General features: G+C 58.7%; 26 protein-coding genes. 24 read left to right on the top strand and 2 right to left on the bottom strand.

What is annotated here, in order from left to right; genetic code table 11:
- Positions 1 to 318: 318 nt before the first annotated feature.
- Complete coding sequence (locus tag ACVWZ1_RS06440; RefSeq protein ID WP_457502885.1) at positions 319 to 2,349, bottom strand: hypothetical protein; 2,031 nt, start codon at positions 2,347 to 2,349, stop codon at positions 319 to 321.
- A 461-nt stretch (positions 2,350 to 2,810) separates the two neighbouring features.
- Between ACVWZ1_RS06440 and rplC the strand changes: the two genes are divergently transcribed.
- From rplC to ACVWZ1_RS06320, 24 genes are all read left to right on the top strand, one after another.
- Positions 2,811 to 3,455, top strand: a complete 645-nt coding sequence (gene rplC, locus ACVWZ1_RS06435) for a 50S ribosomal protein L3 (RefSeq protein ID WP_414522658.1) — start codon at positions 2,811 to 2,813, stop codon at positions 3,453 to 3,455.
- 15 nt (positions 3,456 to 3,470) lie between these two features.
- Entirely contained in the window at positions 3,471 to 4,463 is a 993-nt protein-coding gene (gene rplD, locus ACVWZ1_RS06430; protein WP_457502883.1) for a 50S ribosomal protein L4, read from the top strand.
- A complete protein-coding gene (locus tag ACVWZ1_RS06425) occupies positions 4,456 to 4,755 on the top strand; it encodes a 50S ribosomal protein L23 (protein ID WP_414330452.1) in 300 nt (99 codons plus the stop codon). Before rplD ends, ACVWZ1_RS06425 begins: the two co-directional genes overlap by 8 nt.
- Before the next feature lie 49 nt (positions 4,756 to 4,804).
- Positions 4,805 to 5,689, top strand: a complete 885-nt coding sequence (gene rplB, locus ACVWZ1_RS06420; RefSeq protein ID WP_457502882.1) for a 50S ribosomal protein L2 — start codon at positions 4,805 to 4,807, stop codon at positions 5,687 to 5,689.
- 66 nt (positions 5,690 to 5,755) lie between these two features.
- Positions 5,756 to 6,037 (top strand): 30S ribosomal protein S19, encoded by a 282-nt coding sequence (rpsS, locus tag ACVWZ1_RS06415; RefSeq protein ID WP_414331934.1) that lies wholly within the window; start codon positions 5,756 to 5,758, stop codon positions 6,035 to 6,037.
- Positions 6,038 to 6,082: 45 nt separating this feature from the next.
- Positions 6,083 to 6,454: a 50S ribosomal protein L22 gene (gene rplV, locus ACVWZ1_RS06410; protein WP_414355949.1), complete on the top strand. Its 372-nt coding sequence runs from the start codon at positions 6,083 to 6,085 to the stop codon at positions 6,452 to 6,454.
- Positions 6,455 to 6,490: 36 nt separating this feature from the next.
- Positions 6,491 to 7,261, top strand: a complete 771-nt coding sequence (rpsC, locus tag ACVWZ1_RS06405; RefSeq protein ID WP_457393083.1) for a 30S ribosomal protein S3 — start codon at positions 6,491 to 6,493, stop codon at positions 7,259 to 7,261.
- Between the two features lie 55 nt (positions 7,262 to 7,316).
- Positions 7,317 to 7,784, top strand: a complete 468-nt coding sequence (rplP, locus tag ACVWZ1_RS06400; RefSeq protein WP_011434159.1) for a 50S ribosomal protein L16 — start codon at positions 7,317 to 7,319, stop codon at positions 7,782 to 7,784.
- A 13-nt stretch (positions 7,785 to 7,797) separates the two neighbouring features.
- Positions 7,798 to 8,019 carry a 50S ribosomal protein L29 gene (gene rpmC, locus ACVWZ1_RS06395; protein WP_011434160.1) on the top strand — a complete coding sequence of 74 codons (222 nt, stop codon included), beginning with the start codon at positions 7,798 to 7,800 and terminating at the stop codon, positions 8,017 to 8,019.
- Positions 8,019 to 8,270, top strand: a complete 252-nt coding sequence (gene rpsQ, locus ACVWZ1_RS06390; protein WP_011434161.1) for a 30S ribosomal protein S17 — start codon at positions 8,019 to 8,021, stop codon at positions 8,268 to 8,270. The genes rpmC and rpsQ overlap by 1 nt, the downstream gene beginning before the upstream one ends.
- Positions 8,267 to 8,635: a 50S ribosomal protein L14 gene (gene rplN / locus ACVWZ1_RS06385; protein WP_011434162.1), complete on the top strand. Its 369-nt coding sequence runs from the start codon at positions 8,267 to 8,269 to the stop codon at positions 8,633 to 8,635. Before rpsQ ends, rplN begins: the two co-directional genes overlap by 4 nt.
- On the top strand, positions 8,635 to 9,033 hold the full coding sequence (gene rplX / locus ACVWZ1_RS06380) for a 50S ribosomal protein L24 (protein ID WP_011434163.1): 399 nt from the start codon (positions 8,635 to 8,637) through the stop codon (positions 9,031 to 9,033). The genes rplN and rplX overlap by 1 nt, the downstream gene beginning before the upstream one ends.
- A 66-nt stretch (positions 9,034 to 9,099) precedes the next feature.
- Positions 9,100 to 9,642: a 50S ribosomal protein L5 gene (gene rplE, locus ACVWZ1_RS06375; RefSeq protein WP_414355946.1), complete on the top strand. Its 543-nt coding sequence runs from the start codon at positions 9,100 to 9,102 to the stop codon at positions 9,640 to 9,642.
- Positions 9,643 to 9,688: 46 nt separating this feature from the next.
- Positions 9,689 to 10,099 carry a 30S ribosomal protein S8 gene (gene rpsH / locus ACVWZ1_RS06370; protein WP_011434165.1) on the top strand — a complete coding sequence of 137 codons (411 nt, stop codon included), beginning with the start codon at positions 9,689 to 9,691 and terminating at the stop codon, positions 10,097 to 10,099.
- A 33-nt stretch (positions 10,100 to 10,132) separates the two neighbouring features.
- Positions 10,133 to 10,678: a 50S ribosomal protein L6 gene (rplF, locus tag ACVWZ1_RS06365; protein ID WP_011434166.1), complete on the top strand. Its 546-nt coding sequence runs from the start codon at positions 10,133 to 10,135 to the stop codon at positions 10,676 to 10,678.
- A 31-nt stretch (positions 10,679 to 10,709) separates the two neighbouring features.
- A complete protein-coding gene (gene rplR / locus ACVWZ1_RS06360; protein WP_011434167.1) occupies positions 10,710 to 11,078 on the top strand; it encodes a 50S ribosomal protein L18 in 369 nt (122 codons plus the stop codon).
- Between the two features lie 18 nt (positions 11,079 to 11,096).
- Positions 11,097 to 11,633: a 30S ribosomal protein S5 gene (rpsE, locus tag ACVWZ1_RS06355; RefSeq protein WP_011434168.1), complete on the top strand. Its 537-nt coding sequence runs from the start codon at positions 11,097 to 11,099 to the stop codon at positions 11,631 to 11,633.
- A gap of 38 nt (positions 11,634 to 11,671) precedes the next feature.
- A complete protein-coding gene (rplO, locus tag ACVWZ1_RS06350) occupies positions 11,672 to 12,124 on the top strand; it encodes a 50S ribosomal protein L15 (RefSeq protein WP_414349592.1) in 453 nt (150 codons plus the stop codon).
- Positions 12,125 to 12,277: 153 nt separating this feature from the next.
- Positions 12,278 to 13,576: a preprotein translocase subunit SecY gene (secY, locus tag ACVWZ1_RS06345; protein ID WP_457502880.1), complete on the top strand. Its 1,299-nt coding sequence runs from the start codon at positions 12,278 to 12,280 to the stop codon at positions 13,574 to 13,576.
- Positions 13,576 to 14,157, top strand: a complete 582-nt coding sequence (locus ACVWZ1_RS06340; protein ID WP_414328926.1) for an adenylate kinase — start codon at positions 13,576 to 13,578, stop codon at positions 14,155 to 14,157. The genes secY and ACVWZ1_RS06340 overlap by 1 nt, the downstream gene beginning before the upstream one ends.
- Before the next feature lie 38 nt (positions 14,158 to 14,195).
- Positions 14,196 to 14,969, top strand: a complete 774-nt coding sequence (gene map / locus ACVWZ1_RS06335; RefSeq protein ID WP_011434172.1) for a type I methionyl aminopeptidase — start codon at positions 14,196 to 14,198, stop codon at positions 14,967 to 14,969.
- A gap of 130 nt (positions 14,970 to 15,099) precedes the next feature.
- Entirely contained in the window at positions 15,100 to 15,324 is a 225-nt protein-coding gene (gene infA / locus ACVWZ1_RS06330; protein ID WP_011434173.1) for a translation initiation factor IF-1, read from the top strand.
- Between the two features lie 23 nt (positions 15,325 to 15,347).
- Complete coding sequence (locus ACVWZ1_RS06325; RefSeq protein ID WP_414374542.1) at positions 15,348 to 15,992, top strand: alpha/beta fold hydrolase; 645 nt, start codon at positions 15,348 to 15,350, stop codon at positions 15,990 to 15,992.
- Positions 15,993 to 16,298: 306 nt separating this feature from the next.
- Positions 16,299 to 16,607 (top strand): alpha/beta fold hydrolase, encoded by a 309-nt coding sequence (locus tag ACVWZ1_RS06320; protein ID WP_457443856.1) that lies wholly within the window; start codon positions 16,299 to 16,301, stop codon positions 16,605 to 16,607.
- A 157-nt stretch (positions 16,608 to 16,764) separates the two neighbouring features.
- Here the strand turns inward: ACVWZ1_RS06320 and ACVWZ1_RS06315 are convergent, their stop codons facing one another.
- Positions 16,765 to 17,652, bottom strand: coding sequence for a PRC-barrel domain-containing protein (locus ACVWZ1_RS06315; protein ID WP_457502879.1), 888 nt, complete (start codon positions 17,650 to 17,652; stop codon positions 16,765 to 16,767).
- Positions 17,653 to 17,683: the final 31 nt, after the last annotated feature.

Genomic DNA, 17,683 nt, shown 5'->3' with positions numbered 1-17,683 from the left:
TGTGTTGGAAGACAGAGGGAATGCCCACAGCCGTTTCCAGCCGGCTTGAGACGCCGGCCCTCTGCGCCACCCAAGGTCATCAGTCTTACCCCTGCCTGAGAGGGATCCCGGCCAGCCATTTCTTGGAAAGGCTCTGCTGTATTGCTTTATCGTTGTTTCAAACAAGATTAAGACACTTTGCCGCCGACTCCTACCCCCACGATAAGAGGGGCGGCTGCGCCGCTCTTCTAAAACCCTTGCCTTTAACCATTCCTGCAGTGCATCCCCCGATTTCTTGGAGGCCTGAGTTGCCAGCACCCTTTCAGGATAGGCTCTCCCTTAGCCGGCGGTTGCCATGGCCTTCAACCCCTTCAAAATCAGGTAGTCCAGAATACTGGTGTTCTCCTCGCCGCGATAATTAAAATTGGAGCGCACCAGCCACAGCCCCTTCTGAGTGCGGCAACAGAGGTTCAGCAGCGTGCGGGCCAAAATCTGTTGACGCGCCTGTAAATCCCGCGCCGCATCGAAAACCTCCCCGTCCCATTCCGGCGTCAGCACACGGCTGTTGTAGAGCACATGCCAGAGGGAGCGGGACCAGCTGGGGTTGGTGATATCAAACCAAAATTGGTAATCCGCCTCCAAACCCCGAGTGATGTAGGCCCCCGGAGTTGCAACTACCAAGTAACGGGAATAGTCGGGCTCGAAGCGGCTGCTGCTGGGGGTCTGTCCCGAGCGGATCATGGCCAAAAAGGCGGGATCCCCTTCGGCGGGGAAGGCCTGGCGAAACCGCCGTGCCGCTTCCATCAACACGCGCAGCAGCTCTTGATCCTGAGGGGAAGCAATCACCGAGGCCAAGTGATCGGCAAAAAACTGCTGGAAGAAAGCGGCCAATGAAGGGCCGGGACGATAGCCGCGCAGCCAATCGAACAGTCGCTGGTAGCGCTCCAGGTTGGCAAACCCCACCCGCTCCGGCTGCCGTACTGCTGTTCGGGGACGCAGAGAACGCCCCACCGGATCCCAGGTATCTTCGGCCAACAGAGCCGCCCGGATGGGATCCAGCCCCAGCACCCAGCTCAACATCAGCCGCCAAGCCGGCAAAGTGGGAAAAGCGCCCCACTCAGGGTGAGCCAATTCTGCTGCCGTCAGCACCGCCCGCACCAAAGGATAGCGGATCAAGGCCGGGAAGGGGGCAATCGACAAAACCGGCACTTCCGACAACTGCTCCTGCAAGCTCAGGCTCACCCCCACATCCATACGGGGCAGCAAAACAGCAATGCGATGGGCCGGGATCCCGGCCCCCAAAAGCCGGCGAATTTGAGCAACCATCACCTCCACTGCCGCAAACTGGGTCTCTTCCTCCAGCGTTTGCACCAGCGGCAGTCCTCCCCCCTGCGGCTCGGGCAGCGGATGAGAAAACTGGGGATCCAACACCCGCGCAATCTGCACCCCTAAGCGGATCATGCCTGCTGAAGCGCGATGGCTCCCCTCCAGAAACCGAACCTGCGTTTTTGCCATCAAGAAGTCAGCTACTGCCTCTGGGATCCCGGTCAAAGAGACCCCGCCGCCGAGGGTGTAGCTGAAAAATTGACTTTGCAGATGGGATTGCCCCTGCCGGTAAAACTCCAGCGCCACGGCACAACTGTCTTCCGCCTGATCCACAATCAGGTGATCCCACTCTTGCCAAAACTCCGCCAGCGGCAGGATGTGCTCGCCAAACAGCCGAATTTGCAGGCCAAAATCCAGGGATCCCAACCGAAGCGCTGCCTCCCACAGCCGCCCCACACAGCAGCCCATTGCCTGTAAGGCCTCTGCCCGCCGTGGATCCGCCTCTTCCGGCCAAGCCCGGGCCAGCCGGGATCCCACCACTTCTGCCGACAAACCCGAAGCCCCCGCAATGTAAGCAGCACTGCTGATCTGATCCCAGATCTGGAACTCCTTGAGCCCGACGCCGGCAAAGGCTTCCCCATGCCGAGGGCACAAAGCGCAAGCTCGTTCGCAGAGAAATTGAGTGAGATCTTTGGCCAAGGGGATCGGCTCAAACTGAGGAGGCAACTGAGGAAGGCGGGCACACACCTGCGGCCAATGATCGGCCAGAGAGCGCCCAACCCGCTGCAAGAACGTCTCGATCCGCCACGGCCCCACCAAGCCCGAACTGGACTGCTGCAAGCGCCGCAACACCTCATCCGCTTGCCGTTGACTCCGCACCAAAAACAAGACCCGGCCCGGATCGGATCCCGCCTGCAACAAACTTCGATAGTGATCCACACAGGCCTGAGTCAGCCCACTGCCTGCCCAGCCCATCACGCTTTTGAAGGGAGAGGGTTCCCCCCGCCGATGGCTCTTTTGTTCCACCTGAGCTGCTCTTGCCATTGCTGGCCTCCCCCAACCCACCCATTTTCTCGGCAAAAGTCTGGACAAACGGGCCTTCGCTTCATTATGATTGGTTTTCGTTGCCAACCAAGCCCATCCGCTTTGGCGAACCGGCGTGCTGCTACCCCAGATACTGCCTCTTCGCAGGCAAGTCTGAGCAGCTCTCAGCAAAAGCAGTTTGGCATGTAACTCGAGGGTGAACTAAGCAAAAAGTCCAGCATTGATGGCGCTGGCTTTGAGCTGCAGGGATCCAAGCCTTTCCCTGCCTTGCTTACTCGCCTGAACGGTCAGGCTCAGGTTTGCTCTGAGCTCCCTCCTGCCACGCTGTTGCTGTACGTCTATGCATCTGGCTGACTGAGCCATTGGCCTACGGCCCGCTTTGCGCATGGCTGGCTGGTTGTTGGGGTGAGCCAGCTCTGAGTTGATGAAAACGAGTCGTGCAGGCTCGATTGGAGGTTCTCGTGGCACTTGGCATCCTTGGAAGAAAAGTCGGCATGACCCAGATCTTCTCTCCAGAAGGGCTGGCCATTCCGGTCACTGTCGTACAGGCAGGGCCTTGCACCGTGACCCAGATCAAAACTCAAGCCACAGATGGCTACAACGCCATTCAGTTGGGCTACTTGCCCACCGCTGAAAAACATCTCACGCGGGCGCAGCGGGGTCACCTCAGCAAAGCGGGGGTGACGGAGCTGCTTCGCCACCTGCGGGAGTTTCGCGTTGACCAGCCGGAAGCTTACCAATTGGGGCAGAAAATTACCGTTGAGATGTTCTCCCCTGGCCAATTGGTGGATGTGGCAGGTACCTCCATCGGGCGAGGGTTTGCCGGCTATCAAAAGCGCCACCACTTCGGTCGTGGCCCCATGTCCCACGGCTCCAAAAACCACCGCCGACCGGGCTCCATTGGCGCCGGTACAACCCCAGGCCGCGTGTTTCCGGGGATGCGCATGGCGGGGCGGTTGGGAGGTGGCCGAGTCACCACCCGCAAATTGCAGTTGGTGCAGGTGGATCCAGAGCGGGATCTGTTGGTGATTAAGGGCTGCGTGCCCGGCGTAGAAGGAGGGCTGCTGGAGATCACCCCTGCCAAGCAGGTGGGCAACAAGCGTTAGGGGAGGGATCCCTGGGTGAAACCAAGGTTGACCGGCATCCGCAAAGACGAGGGAACCATGGCAAGTTGTGTGGTGAAAAATTGGCAAGGGGAAACGGTGGGCAGCGCGGAGCTGAGCCTTAAAGTTGCTCGTCCCGAAACAGCCGCCCACATCCTCTATCTGGCACTGCGCCGGCAGATGACCAATGCTCGTCAGGGCAACGCCCACACCAAGACCCGAGCTGAGGTGCGCGGCGGCGGTCGCAAGCCTTGGAAGCAGAAAGGCACCGGTCGGGCCCGTGCCGGCTCCATCCGCTCCCCACTTTGGCGCAAAGGGGGGGTGATCTTCGGCCCCCGCAAGCGGGAATACAACCTGGCCATGAACCGCAAAGAACGGCAACTGGCCCTGCGCACCGCTCTGCAAAGTCGGGTGGAAGACCTGATCGTCGTGGAGGATTTCCAGGAGCAGCTCAACCCGCCCAAAACCCGTGCTGTGGCCCAGGCTTTGCTGCGCTGGGGGGTGATGGAAGATCAATCGGCTCTGCTCATCGTTGCCGAACGCTCGGAAGCCGTAGAGCGGGCCGTGCGCAACATCGCCCGCGTTAAGCTGATCGGCCTGGATCAGATCAACGTTTTCGATCTGCTCAACGTCGATTGGGTGCTGATCACCGTTTCTGCCCTAGAGCAGCTCAAGGCCCGTTGGGGATCCGACGCTGCGCCGGCAGTTCTGGAGAGGCCCTCTGAGGATGCACCTCAGGCCGACATAGCCGAAGATCAGGCCCTGCCCGGAGATGGGCCGGAAGATCAGGCCGTTCCAGAAAGCGAACACGAGGAAGCAGAGCAAACCCCAGCCCAACCTGAGGCCCAGGAAAACCAAGCTGCCCTCCAAGGACGTCCAGCAGATCCGCAGGGGCCAGAAGAGCAAACCGAAGAGCCCCAAGATCAAGCAGAAGAACTGGCTCAAGGAGTAGAGCCGTCAACGGTAGAAGAGGCCGAAGCAGCCCCAGCAGAGGAGGAAAGCGATGACTGAGAGCAAGCGGATCCTGGCCGACGTCCTGTTGCGCCCCGTCATCACCGAAAAGGCAACCGCCTTGATGGAGCAGCGCAAATATGTCTTTGAAGTGCTGCCCACCGCCACCAAGCCGCTCATCCGAGCTGCCGTCGAAGAAATGTTCCGCGTGCGAGTTACTTCCGTCAACACCCTGAAGCTCCCGCGCAAGCAACGGCGGGTGGGCCGCTTTGTGGGCTACCGCACCCGTCCCAAGCGAGCCATCGTGACCTTGGCGGAGGGAGATTCCATCACCCTCTTCCCGGACACCTAACCCCCCTTTTTGAGTTGTTGTCATCCCATCCCCCACCCCTACCCGAGCCATGGGCATTCGTACTCTCCGACCTTACACCCCCAGCACCCGTCACATGACGGTCTCTGACTTCGAGGAGCTGTCCCGTGACGAGAACGGCAAGCGGCCCAGACCGGAAAAGTCGCTGCTGCAATTTATTCACCGCAAGAAAGGGCGCAACAACCGTGGCGTCATCACCTGCCGGCACCGCGGTGGTGGCCACAAGCGGCTTTACCGCATCATCGACTTCCGTCGCGACAAGCGGGGGATCCCGGGGACCGTCAAAACTGTGGAGTACGATCCCAACCGTAGCGCCCACATCTGCCTGGTGGAATACGAAGACGGCGAGAAACGCTACATCCTCGCTCCCCGCAACCTACAGGTGGGAGCCACCATCATGGCCGGGCCAGAGGCCCCCTTTGAGATCGGCAATGCCATGCCCCTGGAGCGGATCCCCTTGGGAACGGTGGTTCACAATGTGGAGCTGTATCCCGGTCGCGGCGGGCAGATGGTTCGCGCTGCCGGGGCTGGCGCTCAAGTGGTGGCCAGAGAAGGCAAATATGTCTCCCTCAAGCTGCCCTCCGGCGAAGTCCGCATGATCCGCGGCGAGTGCTACGCCACCATCGGCCAACTGGGCAACGTTGACCACAACAACATCAGCCTGGGCAAGGCGGGTCGTAGCCGTTGGTTGGGGCGCCGTCCCAAGGTGCGTGGCTCGGTGATGAACCCTGTGGATCATCCCCATGGCGGCGGGGAAGGGCGAGCCCCCATAGGCCGCAGTACCCCTGTCACCCCTTGGGGCAAGCCCACCCTGGGGTACAAGACCCGCAAACGCAACAAGCCCAGCAACAAATTCATCGTGCGCGGTCGCCGTCGCGGGGGCCGCCGGGACAAGGGCGGAAGGGCTGCCCAATAGCCGTCTGGCCATGCGCTTCCTGAAGCTTCTTCGATGGTCATTGCTTGTCAAACAGTTGAGGTTCTTATGGGACGTTCGCTGAAAAAAGGCCCCTTTGTGGATGCCAAGCTGCTTCTCAAGGTGGAGAAGATGAACGAGCGCAACGAGAAGCACATGATCAAGACCTGGTCGCGGGCCAGCACCATCTTGCCGGTCATGATCGGCCACACCATCGCCGTTCACAACGGCAAGCAACATGTGCCCATCTACATCACTGACCAGATGGTGGGTCACAAGCTGGGGGAATTTGTCCCCACCCGTACCTTCCGTGGCCACGCGGGGAGCGACAAAAAAGCCGCTCGCCGTTGAGAGGAATAACGAACAGGAAAGTATCGAGTAGGCAAGGAGAGGGCCATGGCCGATTCATCCCCTGAGGTTAAAGCGGTAGCCCGCTATATCCGCATGTCCCCCTTTAAAGTGCGGCGGGTGTTGGATCAGATCCGCGGGCGCACCTATGCCGATGCCCTGATTCTTTTGGAGTTCATGCCCTACGCTGCCTGTGAGCCGGTTCGTAAGGTGCTGCGCTCGGCGGTGGCCAACGCAGAGCACAACAACGGCTTGGATCCCCGGGATCTAGTGATCAGCCAGGCCTATGCTGATCAGGGGCCCGTCCTGAAACGGTTTCGCCCCCGCGCCCAAGGGCGGGCCTACCCCATTCGCAAGCGCACCTGTCACATCACCATCGCCGTCCGGCCCATAGGAGCTGAAGTGGTGACAGCTTCCTAACCTTCCGTATTCCCAGACCTCTACCCCTTAACCACCATGGGACAGAAGATCCACCCCACCGGTTTCCGCCTCGGCGTGATTAAAGAACATCGCAGCCGCTGGTTTGCCGATCCAGCCCGCTATCCAGCCCTGTTACAGGAGGATGATCAGATTCGCACCTACCTGACCCAGCAATTGAGCAGTGCTGGCTTGGCCGATATCCAAATTGAACGCAAAGCAGATCAAATTGACCTAGAGATCCGCGCTGCTCGCCCTGGGGTAGTTGTGGGTCGGGGCGGATCCGGCCTAGAGACTTTGCGCCAAGGTCTACAGAAAGAGCTGTCCGCGCTAGCGGGACAAAGCCCTGGTTCACGAGGTGGCGGCGAACGAACCATTCGCATCAATGTAGTAGAGGTCACCCGTGCCGACGCCGAAGCGACCTTGCTGGCGGAAAATATCGCCCAACAGTTGGAACGGCGGATTGCTTTTCGCCGCATCGTGCGCCAGGTAATCCAACGGGCCCAGCGGGCAGGCGTACAAGGGATCAAAATCCAAATTGCCGGGCGTCTCAACGGGGCCGAGATTGCCCGCACCGAATGGACGCGGGAGGGGCGGATCCCTTTGCATACTTTGCGGGCCGACATCGACTACGCCGAGCACCTCGCCCACACCACTTTCGGCATCATCGGGGTCAAGGTCTGGGTCTTCAAAGGGGAAGTTCTGCCCGGGCAGGAACGCCACGAACAGAAGTTTCCCCTGCAACAGCCCAAACGTCGGCAGCAGCGGCGGCGGCCCACCTTTGAAGATCGCTCGGCTCAGGAGGCCTGAGGGCCAACACCGGAACGTCCAGGGATCCCTATCGCAGTTGACTTAAGGAACGGCCATGTTAAGCCCCAAACGCACCAAGTACCGCAAGCAACAGCGCGGGCGCATGAAAGGCAAAGCGACCCGTGGCAACCGCATCAACTTTGGGGAATACGGCCTTGTGGCCCTAGAACCCGCCTGGATTACAGCTCGACAGATCGAGGCCAGCCGTCGGGCCATGACCCGCTATGTTCGGCGGGGTGGCCAAATCTGGATTCGCATCTTTCCCGACAAGCCCGTTACTCAGCGAGCTGCTGAAACCCGCATGGGATCCGGCAAAGGCAACCCTGAGTACTGGGTTTGTGTCGTCAAGCCGGGCCGTATCCTCTTCGAAATGGGGGGAGTGGCAGAGCCCATCGCCCGCGAGGCCATGCGCCTTGCCGCCCAGAAGCTGCCCATTAAGGTCAAGTTTGTAACCAAAGCCGACTTTGAAAAGCCAGAGCCCGCCCAGGCAACGGCTTCAGAGGTGGCCACCAGCAGTGTATGAGGAGAGTTCAGCCATGCCCATGCCCAAAATTGCTGATGCCCGTGCTTTATCGGACGAAGAGCTGAGCAACGAAATCTACGCCGTCAAGAAAGAGCTGTTTGAGCTGCGTTTGCAGCAGGCCACGCGGCAGTTGAACCAGCCCCATCTCATCCGGCTGCGCAAACACAAGCTGGCGCAACTACTAACTGTGGAGGGAGAGCGTAAGCGGGGCAAACGCCCAACCAAGGAGGAGTAATGGCTGTTCGGGAGAAGATTGGCATTGTTGTCAGCAACAAGATGCAAAAAACGGTGGTTGTTGCTGTGGAAAATCGAGTTGCTCACCCGAAGTACGGCAAGATCGTCGTCAAGACCAAGAAGTTTAAGGCCCACGACGAGGAAAACCGCTGTCAAGAAGGGGATCTGGTGCGCATCACGGAAACCCGTCCCCTCAGCCGCACCAAGCGTTGGCAAGTTGCCGAAATCCTGAGGGAGGTGAAGAAACTATGATTCAGCAGCAAACCATGCTGACGGTGGCCGACAACACAGGCGCCCGCAAAATGATGTGCATTCGCGTGCTGGGCAGCAGTGGCCGTCGCTACGCCAGCTTGGGCGACGTGATCATCGGCGTCGTCAAGGATGCCCTGCCCAACATGCCCGTCAAAAAATCCGATGTTGTCAAGGCCGTTGTTATCCGCACCGTCGATACGGTACGTCGCCCTGACGGCATGTGCATCCGCTTCGACGACAACGCCGCCGTGATCATCAACAACGACGGCAACCCCCGTGGAACTCGTGTTTTCGGCCCTGTAGCCCGTGAGCTGCGGGAGAAAAACTTCACCAAGATCATCTCCCTTGCCCCGGAGGTACTCTGATGGTTCGCCCCCTCAAACCCAGCCAAATTCGGCGCTTAGTTCGGCGACCGGGCATTCGCAAGCACCGCAACAGCCTGCGCTACAAAATGCGTATCAAGCAAGGGGATACCGTGCAGGTGATCTCCGGCGATGACAAAGGCAAAATCGGCGAGGTGCTGCGGGTCTTTCCCGAACGCAACATGGTTTTGGTGGAAGGGGTTAACATTGTTACCTACCACCGCAAACCTCAGCGAGAAGGGGAAAGTGGCCGGATTGAGACCAAGGAAGCCCCCATTCCCGTCTGCAAAGTGATGGCCTATTCCAAGAAGCAGGAAGTGGCCAGCCGCATCGGCTATCAAATCACCGCCGATGGTCGCAAGGTTCGCGTCCTTAAGAAAACGGGTGAGATTCTCGACTAAGCTTTTGATCCCTTTCCATCATTGGTTTGGCTCTGACCCAGCCCAGAGCCGCAAGGAGAAGCCACCATGCCCCAACGTCTGCAAATCCTCTACAACACCGTCATCGTCCCCAAGCTGCAAAAGGAGTTGGGCTACACCAACATCCATCAGGTGCCCCGCCTGGAGAAGATCGTGATCAACCGCGGCTTGGGGGAAGCTTCCCAAAATGCCAAGGCTCTGGAATCTTCCATTGCCGAGATCAGCGCCATCACCGGTCAGCGTCCGGTGATCACCCGCGCCAAAAAGGCAATTGCCAGCTTCAAGATTCGCAAGGGCATGCCGGTTGGCCTGATGGTAACCCTACGGCGGGAGCGCATGTATGCGTTTTTGGATCGCCTGATCAACATTGCTCTGCCCCGTATCCGTGACTTCCGCGGCGTCAGCCCCAAAGCCTTTGATGGACGAGGCAACTACACCCTGGGCATCCGCGAACAACTGATTTTTCCCGAAATCAACTATGACTCTGTAGATCAGTTGCGAGGTATGGATATTTCAATTGTGACCACTGCTAAAACCGACGAAGAGGGCCGTGCCCTGCTCAAAGCGTTTGGCATGCCCTTTGCCTCTTAGCTTTGCCCACCCTGAGTTTCCTTGATTGATCTTCCGAGGAGCACTGATGGCCCACACCAACGACACGATCGCCGATATGCTCACCCGCATTCGCAATGCCACCATGGCTCGGCACGAGTCGGTGGCAGTTCCGGCCACCCGCATGACCCGCAGCATCGCTCGCGTTCTTCATGAGGAAGGGTTTGTCAGCGAATGGAAAGAGGAGGGAGAAGGGATCCAAGCCCGGGTGGTGTTGCGATTGAAGTACAAAGGCAAAGGCCGCAACTGCAGGCCCATCATCAATGGCTTAAAGCGGGTGAGCCGACCCGGCCTGCGGGTTTACCGCAACCACAAAGAGCTGCCCCGAGTGCTGGGAGGAATTGGGATCGCCATCATCTCCACCTCCAACGGCATCATGACCGACCGGGAGGCTCGTAAGCAGGGCATTGGTGGTGAAGTCCTCTGTCTTGTCTACTAGACCTTAAGTTTTCTCTGGTCAGGAGTTTTTCCCATGTCCCGTATCGGTAGACGCCCCATCGCCCTTCCTGCCAAGGTGGAGATCCAGATCGACGGCCAACACATTGCAGTGAAAGGCCCGAAAGGTCAACTGTCCCGCAGTTTGCCGCCCTTGATCACAGTCCAGCAAAACGCTCAGATGCTCACGGTCAGCCGTCTCAACGATTCTCGGCCTGCCCGCCAACTCCACGGCCTCTGCCGCACCTTGGTCGCCAACATGGTCGATGGAGTATCCAAGGGATTTGAGCGGCGGCTGGAATTGGTGGGCGTGGGCTACCGGGCTGCCATCCAAGGCAGCAAGTTGGTTTTGAACGTCGGCTACAGTCACCCTGTGGAGATCCCCTTTCCCCCCGGCATCCAAATTGCCGTTGAGGGAAACAACATCATTGTTGTCTCAGGCACAGATAAAGAACTGGTGGGCAATACTGCCGCCCGCATCCGAGCCGTCCGGCCCCCAGAGCCCTACAAGGGGAAAGGGATCCGTTATCTAGGGGAACAAGTTCGCCGCAAGGCGGGTAAATCCGGGAAAGCGAAGAAGTAAATAGCCCATTGCGAAAGCGGGACGGAGTCCTATGAAAACCAGCCGCAAAATCACCACCCAACGTCGTCATCGACGCATTCGCCGCAAAGTCTTCGGCACTGCCGAGCGGCCTCGCCTGGCCGTGTTTCGCTCCCATCGACACATCTACGCCCAGGTGATCGACGATGTAGCCCAGCATACCTTAGCCTCCGCCTCCACCTTGGACAGGGAGCTGCGCGAAAAATTCAAAGAAACCGGGACGGCTACTCAAGAAGCGGCTGCCTTGGTGGGCCGCTCAGTTGCCGAACGAGCCTTACAGATGGGCATTTCCCGCGTGGTTTTCGATCGGGGGGGCAAGCTCTATCACGGGCGCGTTCAGGCTTTGGCAGAAGCTGCCCGAGAAGCAGGGTTACAGTTCTAGCTACTGAGGACATAGCACATGGCTGAGCAGAGGGAACGTCGCAGAAGCAAAAAAAACCGCGAAGAGCAACCCACCGAGTGGCAAGAGCGGGTCATCCAGATTCGCCGCGTCACCAAGGTGGTCAAGGGCGGCAAGAAGTTGAGCTTCCGCGCTGTGGTGGTGGTCGGCAACGAGCGCGGCCAAGTCGGGGTTGGCGTAGGCAAAGCCAACGACGTGATTGGAGCAGTACGCAAGGGGGTTGTGGACGGTAAAAAGCACCTCATTGAGGTGCCCCTCACCAAAGGTTTGTCCGTACCCCATCCCATGCAGGGGGCAGGCGGCGGTGCCACCGTCTTGGTCATGCCAGCAGCTCCCGGCACAGGCGTCATCGCAGGGGGGGCAGTCCGCACCGTTCTGGAGCTGGCAGGAGTACGCAACAGCTTGGCCAAGCAACTGGGATCCAGCAACCCCCTCAACAATGCCCGTGCTACCATCGATGCGCTGCGGCGGATGCGTACCTTTAAGCAGGTGGCCCAAGACCGAGACATCGATGTGCGCCGCCTACTTGGCAAGTGATGGACAGGTGATATTGAGCAAGTGAGCTAGAGGTAGACATGCGACTGGAAGACATTCGGCCTCAAGCAGGTTCGACGCGGCGGCGGCGGCGGCTAGGTCGTGGCGTTTCTGCCGGGCAGGGGGCCTCCTGTGGCAAGGGGATGCGGGGGCAAAAGGCCCGCAAGGGGGGTGGTACACGACCCGGCTTTGAAGGGGGGCAGACTCCCCTCTACCGGCGTTTGCCCAAGCTTAAGCATTTCCCCCGCTACACGCGGCGTCTGGAATACACCCTGGTCAACCTGCGCGCCTTGGCGGATCTGCCTGCCGGCAGCGAGGTCAGCCTGGAAAGCCTGATGGAACGAGGGATCGTCACCACCAACGATGGCCCGCTGAAGATCTTGGGGGATGGGGAAGTCAGCGTGCCCCTGACGATCAGGGCGGCGGCTATTACCGCTTCAGCCAAAGCCAAGATCGAGGCAGCCGGAGGTCGGGTGGAAATCTTGGGATCCTAGACCGCCCCTTCCCGCTGCTCTGGCCGGCTTCTGTGGGAAGTTGCTGAGTTGCACTTTCTCTGGATTTACTTTGATTTTGCCGACTGCACCACCGGCAGCGTAGAGTGGTAGATAGCTCACCTTACCTTTTGCTCCCGCGAGATTCTCTTCCCTATGGTTGACACACGAGGTTCCGCCCCCTCTGCCCAAGAGACCTTTATGCAGATGGCTATGGCCTCTGGCCTGCGCAGCCGTCTGTTTCTCACCTTGGGCTTGCTGCTGTTGGTCAGACTGGGCATTTACATCCCCATTCCCAGTATCGATCGGGCCCGCTTTGCTGCCGAAGCTGCCAACAGCCCTGTGTTTGGCTTGCTGGATGTCTTCTCCGGCGGGGGGATTTCTGCTTTGGGAATTTTCGCCCTTGGGATCCTGCCCTTCATCAATGCCTCAATTATCATGCAGTTGCTGGTCTCGGCCATTCCAGCCTTGGAGAACCTGCAGAAAAACGAGGGAGAACAGGGGCGGCGGCAGATTTCTCAGTACACCCGCTATGTCACCTTGGTTTGGGCCATCATCCAGGGCATTGGCATTTCCTTTTGGGTGCGGGAGTTTGCCAGTACCACCAATGAGTTGGCCTTCATGGCCTCCACCACCCTGGCTCTGGCGGCGGGATCCCTGTTTGTGATGTGGCTGGGAGAGATGATCACGGAGAAAGGGGTGGGAAGTGGCCCTTCGCTCTTGATCTTCGTCAACATTGTTGCCACTCTGCCCCGTGCCCTCGGACAGACTATTAGCCTGGCCCGTGCCGATAGCAGCACCATCGGTGGCATCTTGCTGTTGCTGGCAATCTTTTTGGCCACCATTGTCGGCATTGTCTTTGTCCAAGAAGGCAGCCGCAAGATCCCTATCGTCTACGCCAAGCGCCAGGTGGGCAACAAGCTGTTCCGCGAGCAGAAAAGCTATCTGCCCCTGAGGCTAAACCAAGGGGGGGTGATGCCGATCATCTTTGCCTACTCGGTGATGTCCCTGCCTCTGGCCCTGGCCCAGTACACCCAAAACCTGACTTTGGTGCAAGTGGCCAACTTCCTATCCCCCACCTCCTGGTTCTACATTCCTTTTTATTTCGTGCTGATCCTCTTCTTCAGCTACTTCTACGCCTCTTTGCTCATCAACCCGGTGGATCTGGCTCAAAACTTGAAGAAGATGGGGGCCAGCATTCCAGGGGTACGCCCGGGCAAGGCCACTGCCGAGTATGTCGAAGGGATCCTCAACCGCCTGACGCTGCTGGGGGCTTTGTTCCTGTGCGCGGTGGCCATCATCCCGACGACGGTGGAACGGGCAACCGGCATCACCACTTTCCAAGGTTTGGGGGCGACCTCGCTACTGATTTTGGTGGGGGTGGCGATCGAGACCTCCAAGCAGATCCAGACTTATGTCATCTCACAACGCTACGAAGGGATGGTCAAACAGTAGTGCCGAGGTTGATCTTTCTGGGGCCGCCGGGGGCGGGCAAAGGTACACAGGCGGAGCGGCTGGCGGCCATTTACCACACGCCCAAAATTTCCACAGGCGATCTGTTGCGGGCCGAGGTGAAAGCCCAAACGCCCCTGGGGTGCCAGGCCAAGGTTTACATGGATGCGGGAGAGCTGGTGCCCGACGAGGTGCTGATCGGAATGGTGAAGGGGCAGTTGCAGCAATCTCCAGAGCAGGGCTGGATCCTAGATGGATTTCCTCGCACCTTAGCCCAGGCAGAGGCCTTGGAAGAGCTGCTGCAAGAGCTGGGCCAAGATTATGACTACGTCCTCAACTTGGAGGTGCCGGATGAGGTGGTGGTGGCCCGGCTGCTGGCCCGGGGCAAGGAACAGGGGCGCAGCGATGATGCGGATCGGTCGGTGATTCTCAAGCGTCTGGAGGTCTATCGGCAGCAGACGGCTCCCCTAATTGATTTTTATGAGGCCAAGGGGCGCTTGCAGCGGGTCAACGGCAACCAGCCGGTGGAATCCGTACAGGAACATCTGCAGGCTCTTTTGGAAGGCTTCAGGAGGACGGCGTGATCAGAGCAAGAGCTGGAAATCCCTCCCAGCGGCGGGGTATGCAGCTCATCGAGATCAAATCTCGCCGCGAAGTGGAGAAAATGCGGCGGGCCGGTCGGGTGGTGGCCCAAGTATTGCAGGAGATCGCGGAGCGCCTAGAGCCGGGCTGGACCACGGCAGATATCGATGCCTATGCCGAGAGACGGGTGGCCCAACTTAATGCTTTGCCCAGTTTCAAGGGCTACTACGGCTTTCCCGCCTGCGTCTGTGTCAGTGTCAACCATGAGGTGGTGCACGGGATCCCCAGTCCCCGTAAAGTGGTGCAGCCGGGAGATGTGGTCAAAGTGGATTTTGGTGCCATCGTCGAGGGCTGGCATGCGGATTCCTGTATCACCATCGGCCTGGAACCCCTGAGCGACGCAGCTCGGGATCTGATCGATACTGCGGCCAAAGCCCTGCAGACGGGCATCGACTGTGTGCGCCACGGCGTTTGGCTTCAGGATGTCTCGGGTGCCATTGAAGATTACATCGAGGGGCGGGGCTATTCTGTGGTGAAGCAGTATGTTGGTCACGGGGTGGGGCGCAACCTGCACGAGGAGCCGCAGTTTCCCAACTATCGCACCCGCGATCTGCCCAATCCCAAGCTGCGCTCCGGCATGACAGTGGCCATTGAGCCGATGGTGAATGCGGGGGGAGAGGCAACCCGAGTGTTGCCAGACCAATGGACGGTGGTCACAGTAGATGGCTCTTGGTCAGCTCAGTTTGAGCACACGGTCTTGGTCACCGAGTCTGGAGCAGAAATTTTGACCGATCGCACGCCTTTTCAGTCCTAAGGGATCCCCTGATGAAGGACTGCAACGGTTAGGATAGAAGAGATGGAGTATATTTTCATTTCTTAACAGCGCGTGTCGTCGCGGCTGTGGATTGTTCTGTTGTTTGTTATGTCGTTTTTGGGAGGGCTCATTGTCTAAGGAAGATGCCATTGAAATGGAGGGGGTTGTTACGGAATCCCTGCCCAACGCCATGTTCCGAGTGGATCTGGACAACGGCTTCAACGTGCTCGCTCATATCTCCGGCAAAATTCGCCGCAACTACATCAAGATCTTGCCCGGCGACCGGGTTAAGGTGGAGCTGAGCCCCTATGACCTCAACAAAGGGCGCATCACCTACCGCCTTAAGAAAAAGTAGGTTCCCTAGCTGGGCTGCTGAGGATGAAAGAGCTGAGCCAAGTTCTCAAGATCGGGCTCTGGACTACTGTCGGCGGGTTGGGTGCTCTAGCCGTTTTCAACGCTTGGATCTCTTCCCAAACTCAGCCTCTGCAGAGCCTGCTGCCGGGAGAGGAAAGGCATCACTTCTGGCGCGGCCATCGCCTGTTTTACAAGGTCATGGGATCCGGCCAGCCGTTGTTGTTGGTGCACGGCATTGGGGCAGGCTCCTCCAGCTATGAGTTTCGTGCCATTATGGCGGAGCTGGGGCAGCACCATCAAGTCTATGCTCTGGATTTGTTAGGGTGGGGCAACTCAGAACGTCCAGATTTGAAGTACACCGGCAGCCTCTATGCCGAGATGATCGGGGATTTTGTCCAGCAGGTGATCGGGCGACCGTGTCACGTCATTGCCAATTCCCTCTCGGCAGGGTTTGTGCTGCGCTCGGCCCGCCTACAGCCCCACCATTGGCAGAAGCTGCTGCTCATCGCCCCTCTGGGAGACAACAGCCTCATCCCCGATGCCCTTGGGATCCCTTTGGCCCAGATTGCCTATGGATTCCTCAGCCTGCCCGTTCTGGGGTTGGCCTTCTACAACGGCATCACCGCCCCCTGGAGTGTACGCTTGTTTACAGAGCAGAGCTTGTTCTGATACATTTACGCTGAACACTGCTGAACATCACTGTTCAACTATGCAGCGATAGCATTCTGTTTGTTTCCAACCAGAATGGCGGTATCCCGCAAAGCTTTGAGTAGAATACCCAAAGCGCAGTTTCCGTGTCGTCTTACTACCAATTTTCTGCTTTGCTTTGGCTACCCTGTTGGCAGACTCGAAAGTAAACAGAAAGATCAACTGGTAGTAATCCGTACTGAACATATTATACATTATTTTCAGTATAGTTGAGCTTATTATTGACTAGAGTCATGCTCCCCCAGCTACGCCCTGGATGATGGGGTGGTGGACTACTATTACCGGGCAGCTCACCAAGCGGGGGCTCAATTTGCCCCCCGTTCTTTTCTCACCGGCAAGCTCAACTTGCCCATCGAAGACGACTTTCGCGTGGTGACCAAGCCCATGGTTCTGGTCTGGGGAGAACAGAACCGCCTCACCGGCCCAGAACAGGCAGAGCGATATCGCACCTTGCGCCCGGAGGTGCCGATTTACCGATTGCCGGGGGCTGCTTTTCCGCACATTGAAGCGCCGCAGACCTTTTTGTCGGTGGCTTTGCGCTTCTTGGCCGAAGCCGATCCTGCCCTGCCGGGATAGACAGATGGGGGATCCCTTCACCCCTTGGAAGAAAACAGCTGGGGATTGACGCAAGAAGCAGCCCTGACATCAGGGGGAACGACCGTACTCTCGGCTGACGCGACCACCCCCAGCCACTTCCCTGAGGGGAAAGGGGAGTTGATACAAGCCCGGCAACTCAAGTGGGCTCCCCGGCCTTATCTTCCCAGGGATCACCATCCACAGGAGTGGAGCTGGAAGGAGGAGGGGCAGACTCAGAAGGAGGGGCCTCTTCTTTGGCATACTCCTGTTCCCAAGCCGGTTGTTCGGGGGCGGGTGCGGGCTCAGGCGGGCGTGGACGCACAGGCTGCGGCTCAGGTTCAGGCTCTTCTTCTGCGTAAACGTCTTCTTCTTCGGCTTCGTATTCCTCGTCGTATTCTTCTTCGTAATCTTCCTCGACGGCGGAACTCTCGACAGCACTGGGCAGGGCAGGAGCAGGGCTAACTCCGGCTTCCCAAGGGGGCTTGCCGATTCCCAGGGTTTCCAAAATCCCCTTGGCCAGTTGGGTTAGGCGGGTCTCAGCGCCATCGGCAACAATAAGGCGATCCCCGCCCACAGAGACAATCTCGTCAGTGGAGAGCAGATAGGTGCTGAGGATGAAGCCGGGTAAAAAGGTGAGGCCAAGGTTGGAGAGCACCAAGCCCGTGATGATGCCGGAGACGGAGTTGAACTCAAAATCCTTAACTTTGCCGAGGCGGATCCCTTCTTCGGTTACCACCTCGCTGCCAACCACGCGACTCAGGCCCTCCAAATCCAAGTTATCGAAAACTTCTTCGCTGGGGACAAGAACTGCATCCTGACCCAACGCTGTTACTTGCCGCAGCTCCATCAAACGGGGGGATCCGGCAAGGGCTTTCTCCAACACCCCCAGCACCAGAACCTGCTTGGCTTCCAGATCCGCCCAAACTTCGCTGACTACCCCAAGCCGGGCTGCGTTGCCCTGGCTGATCACCTGCGTTCCCAGAACCTGTGACCGCCGACGAACCTCTGATCGCACCAGCGCAACAGATCCTTTCCCAGTCGTCATGATGGTTTCCCCGTCGTAAGTCAAAACGTTC

This window comes from Thermostichus sp. MS-CIW-25, from assembly GCF_054060015.1.
The sequence above is the reverse complement of the archived record's forward strand: the minus strand, read 5'-3'. Positions and strand labels throughout refer to the sequence as shown.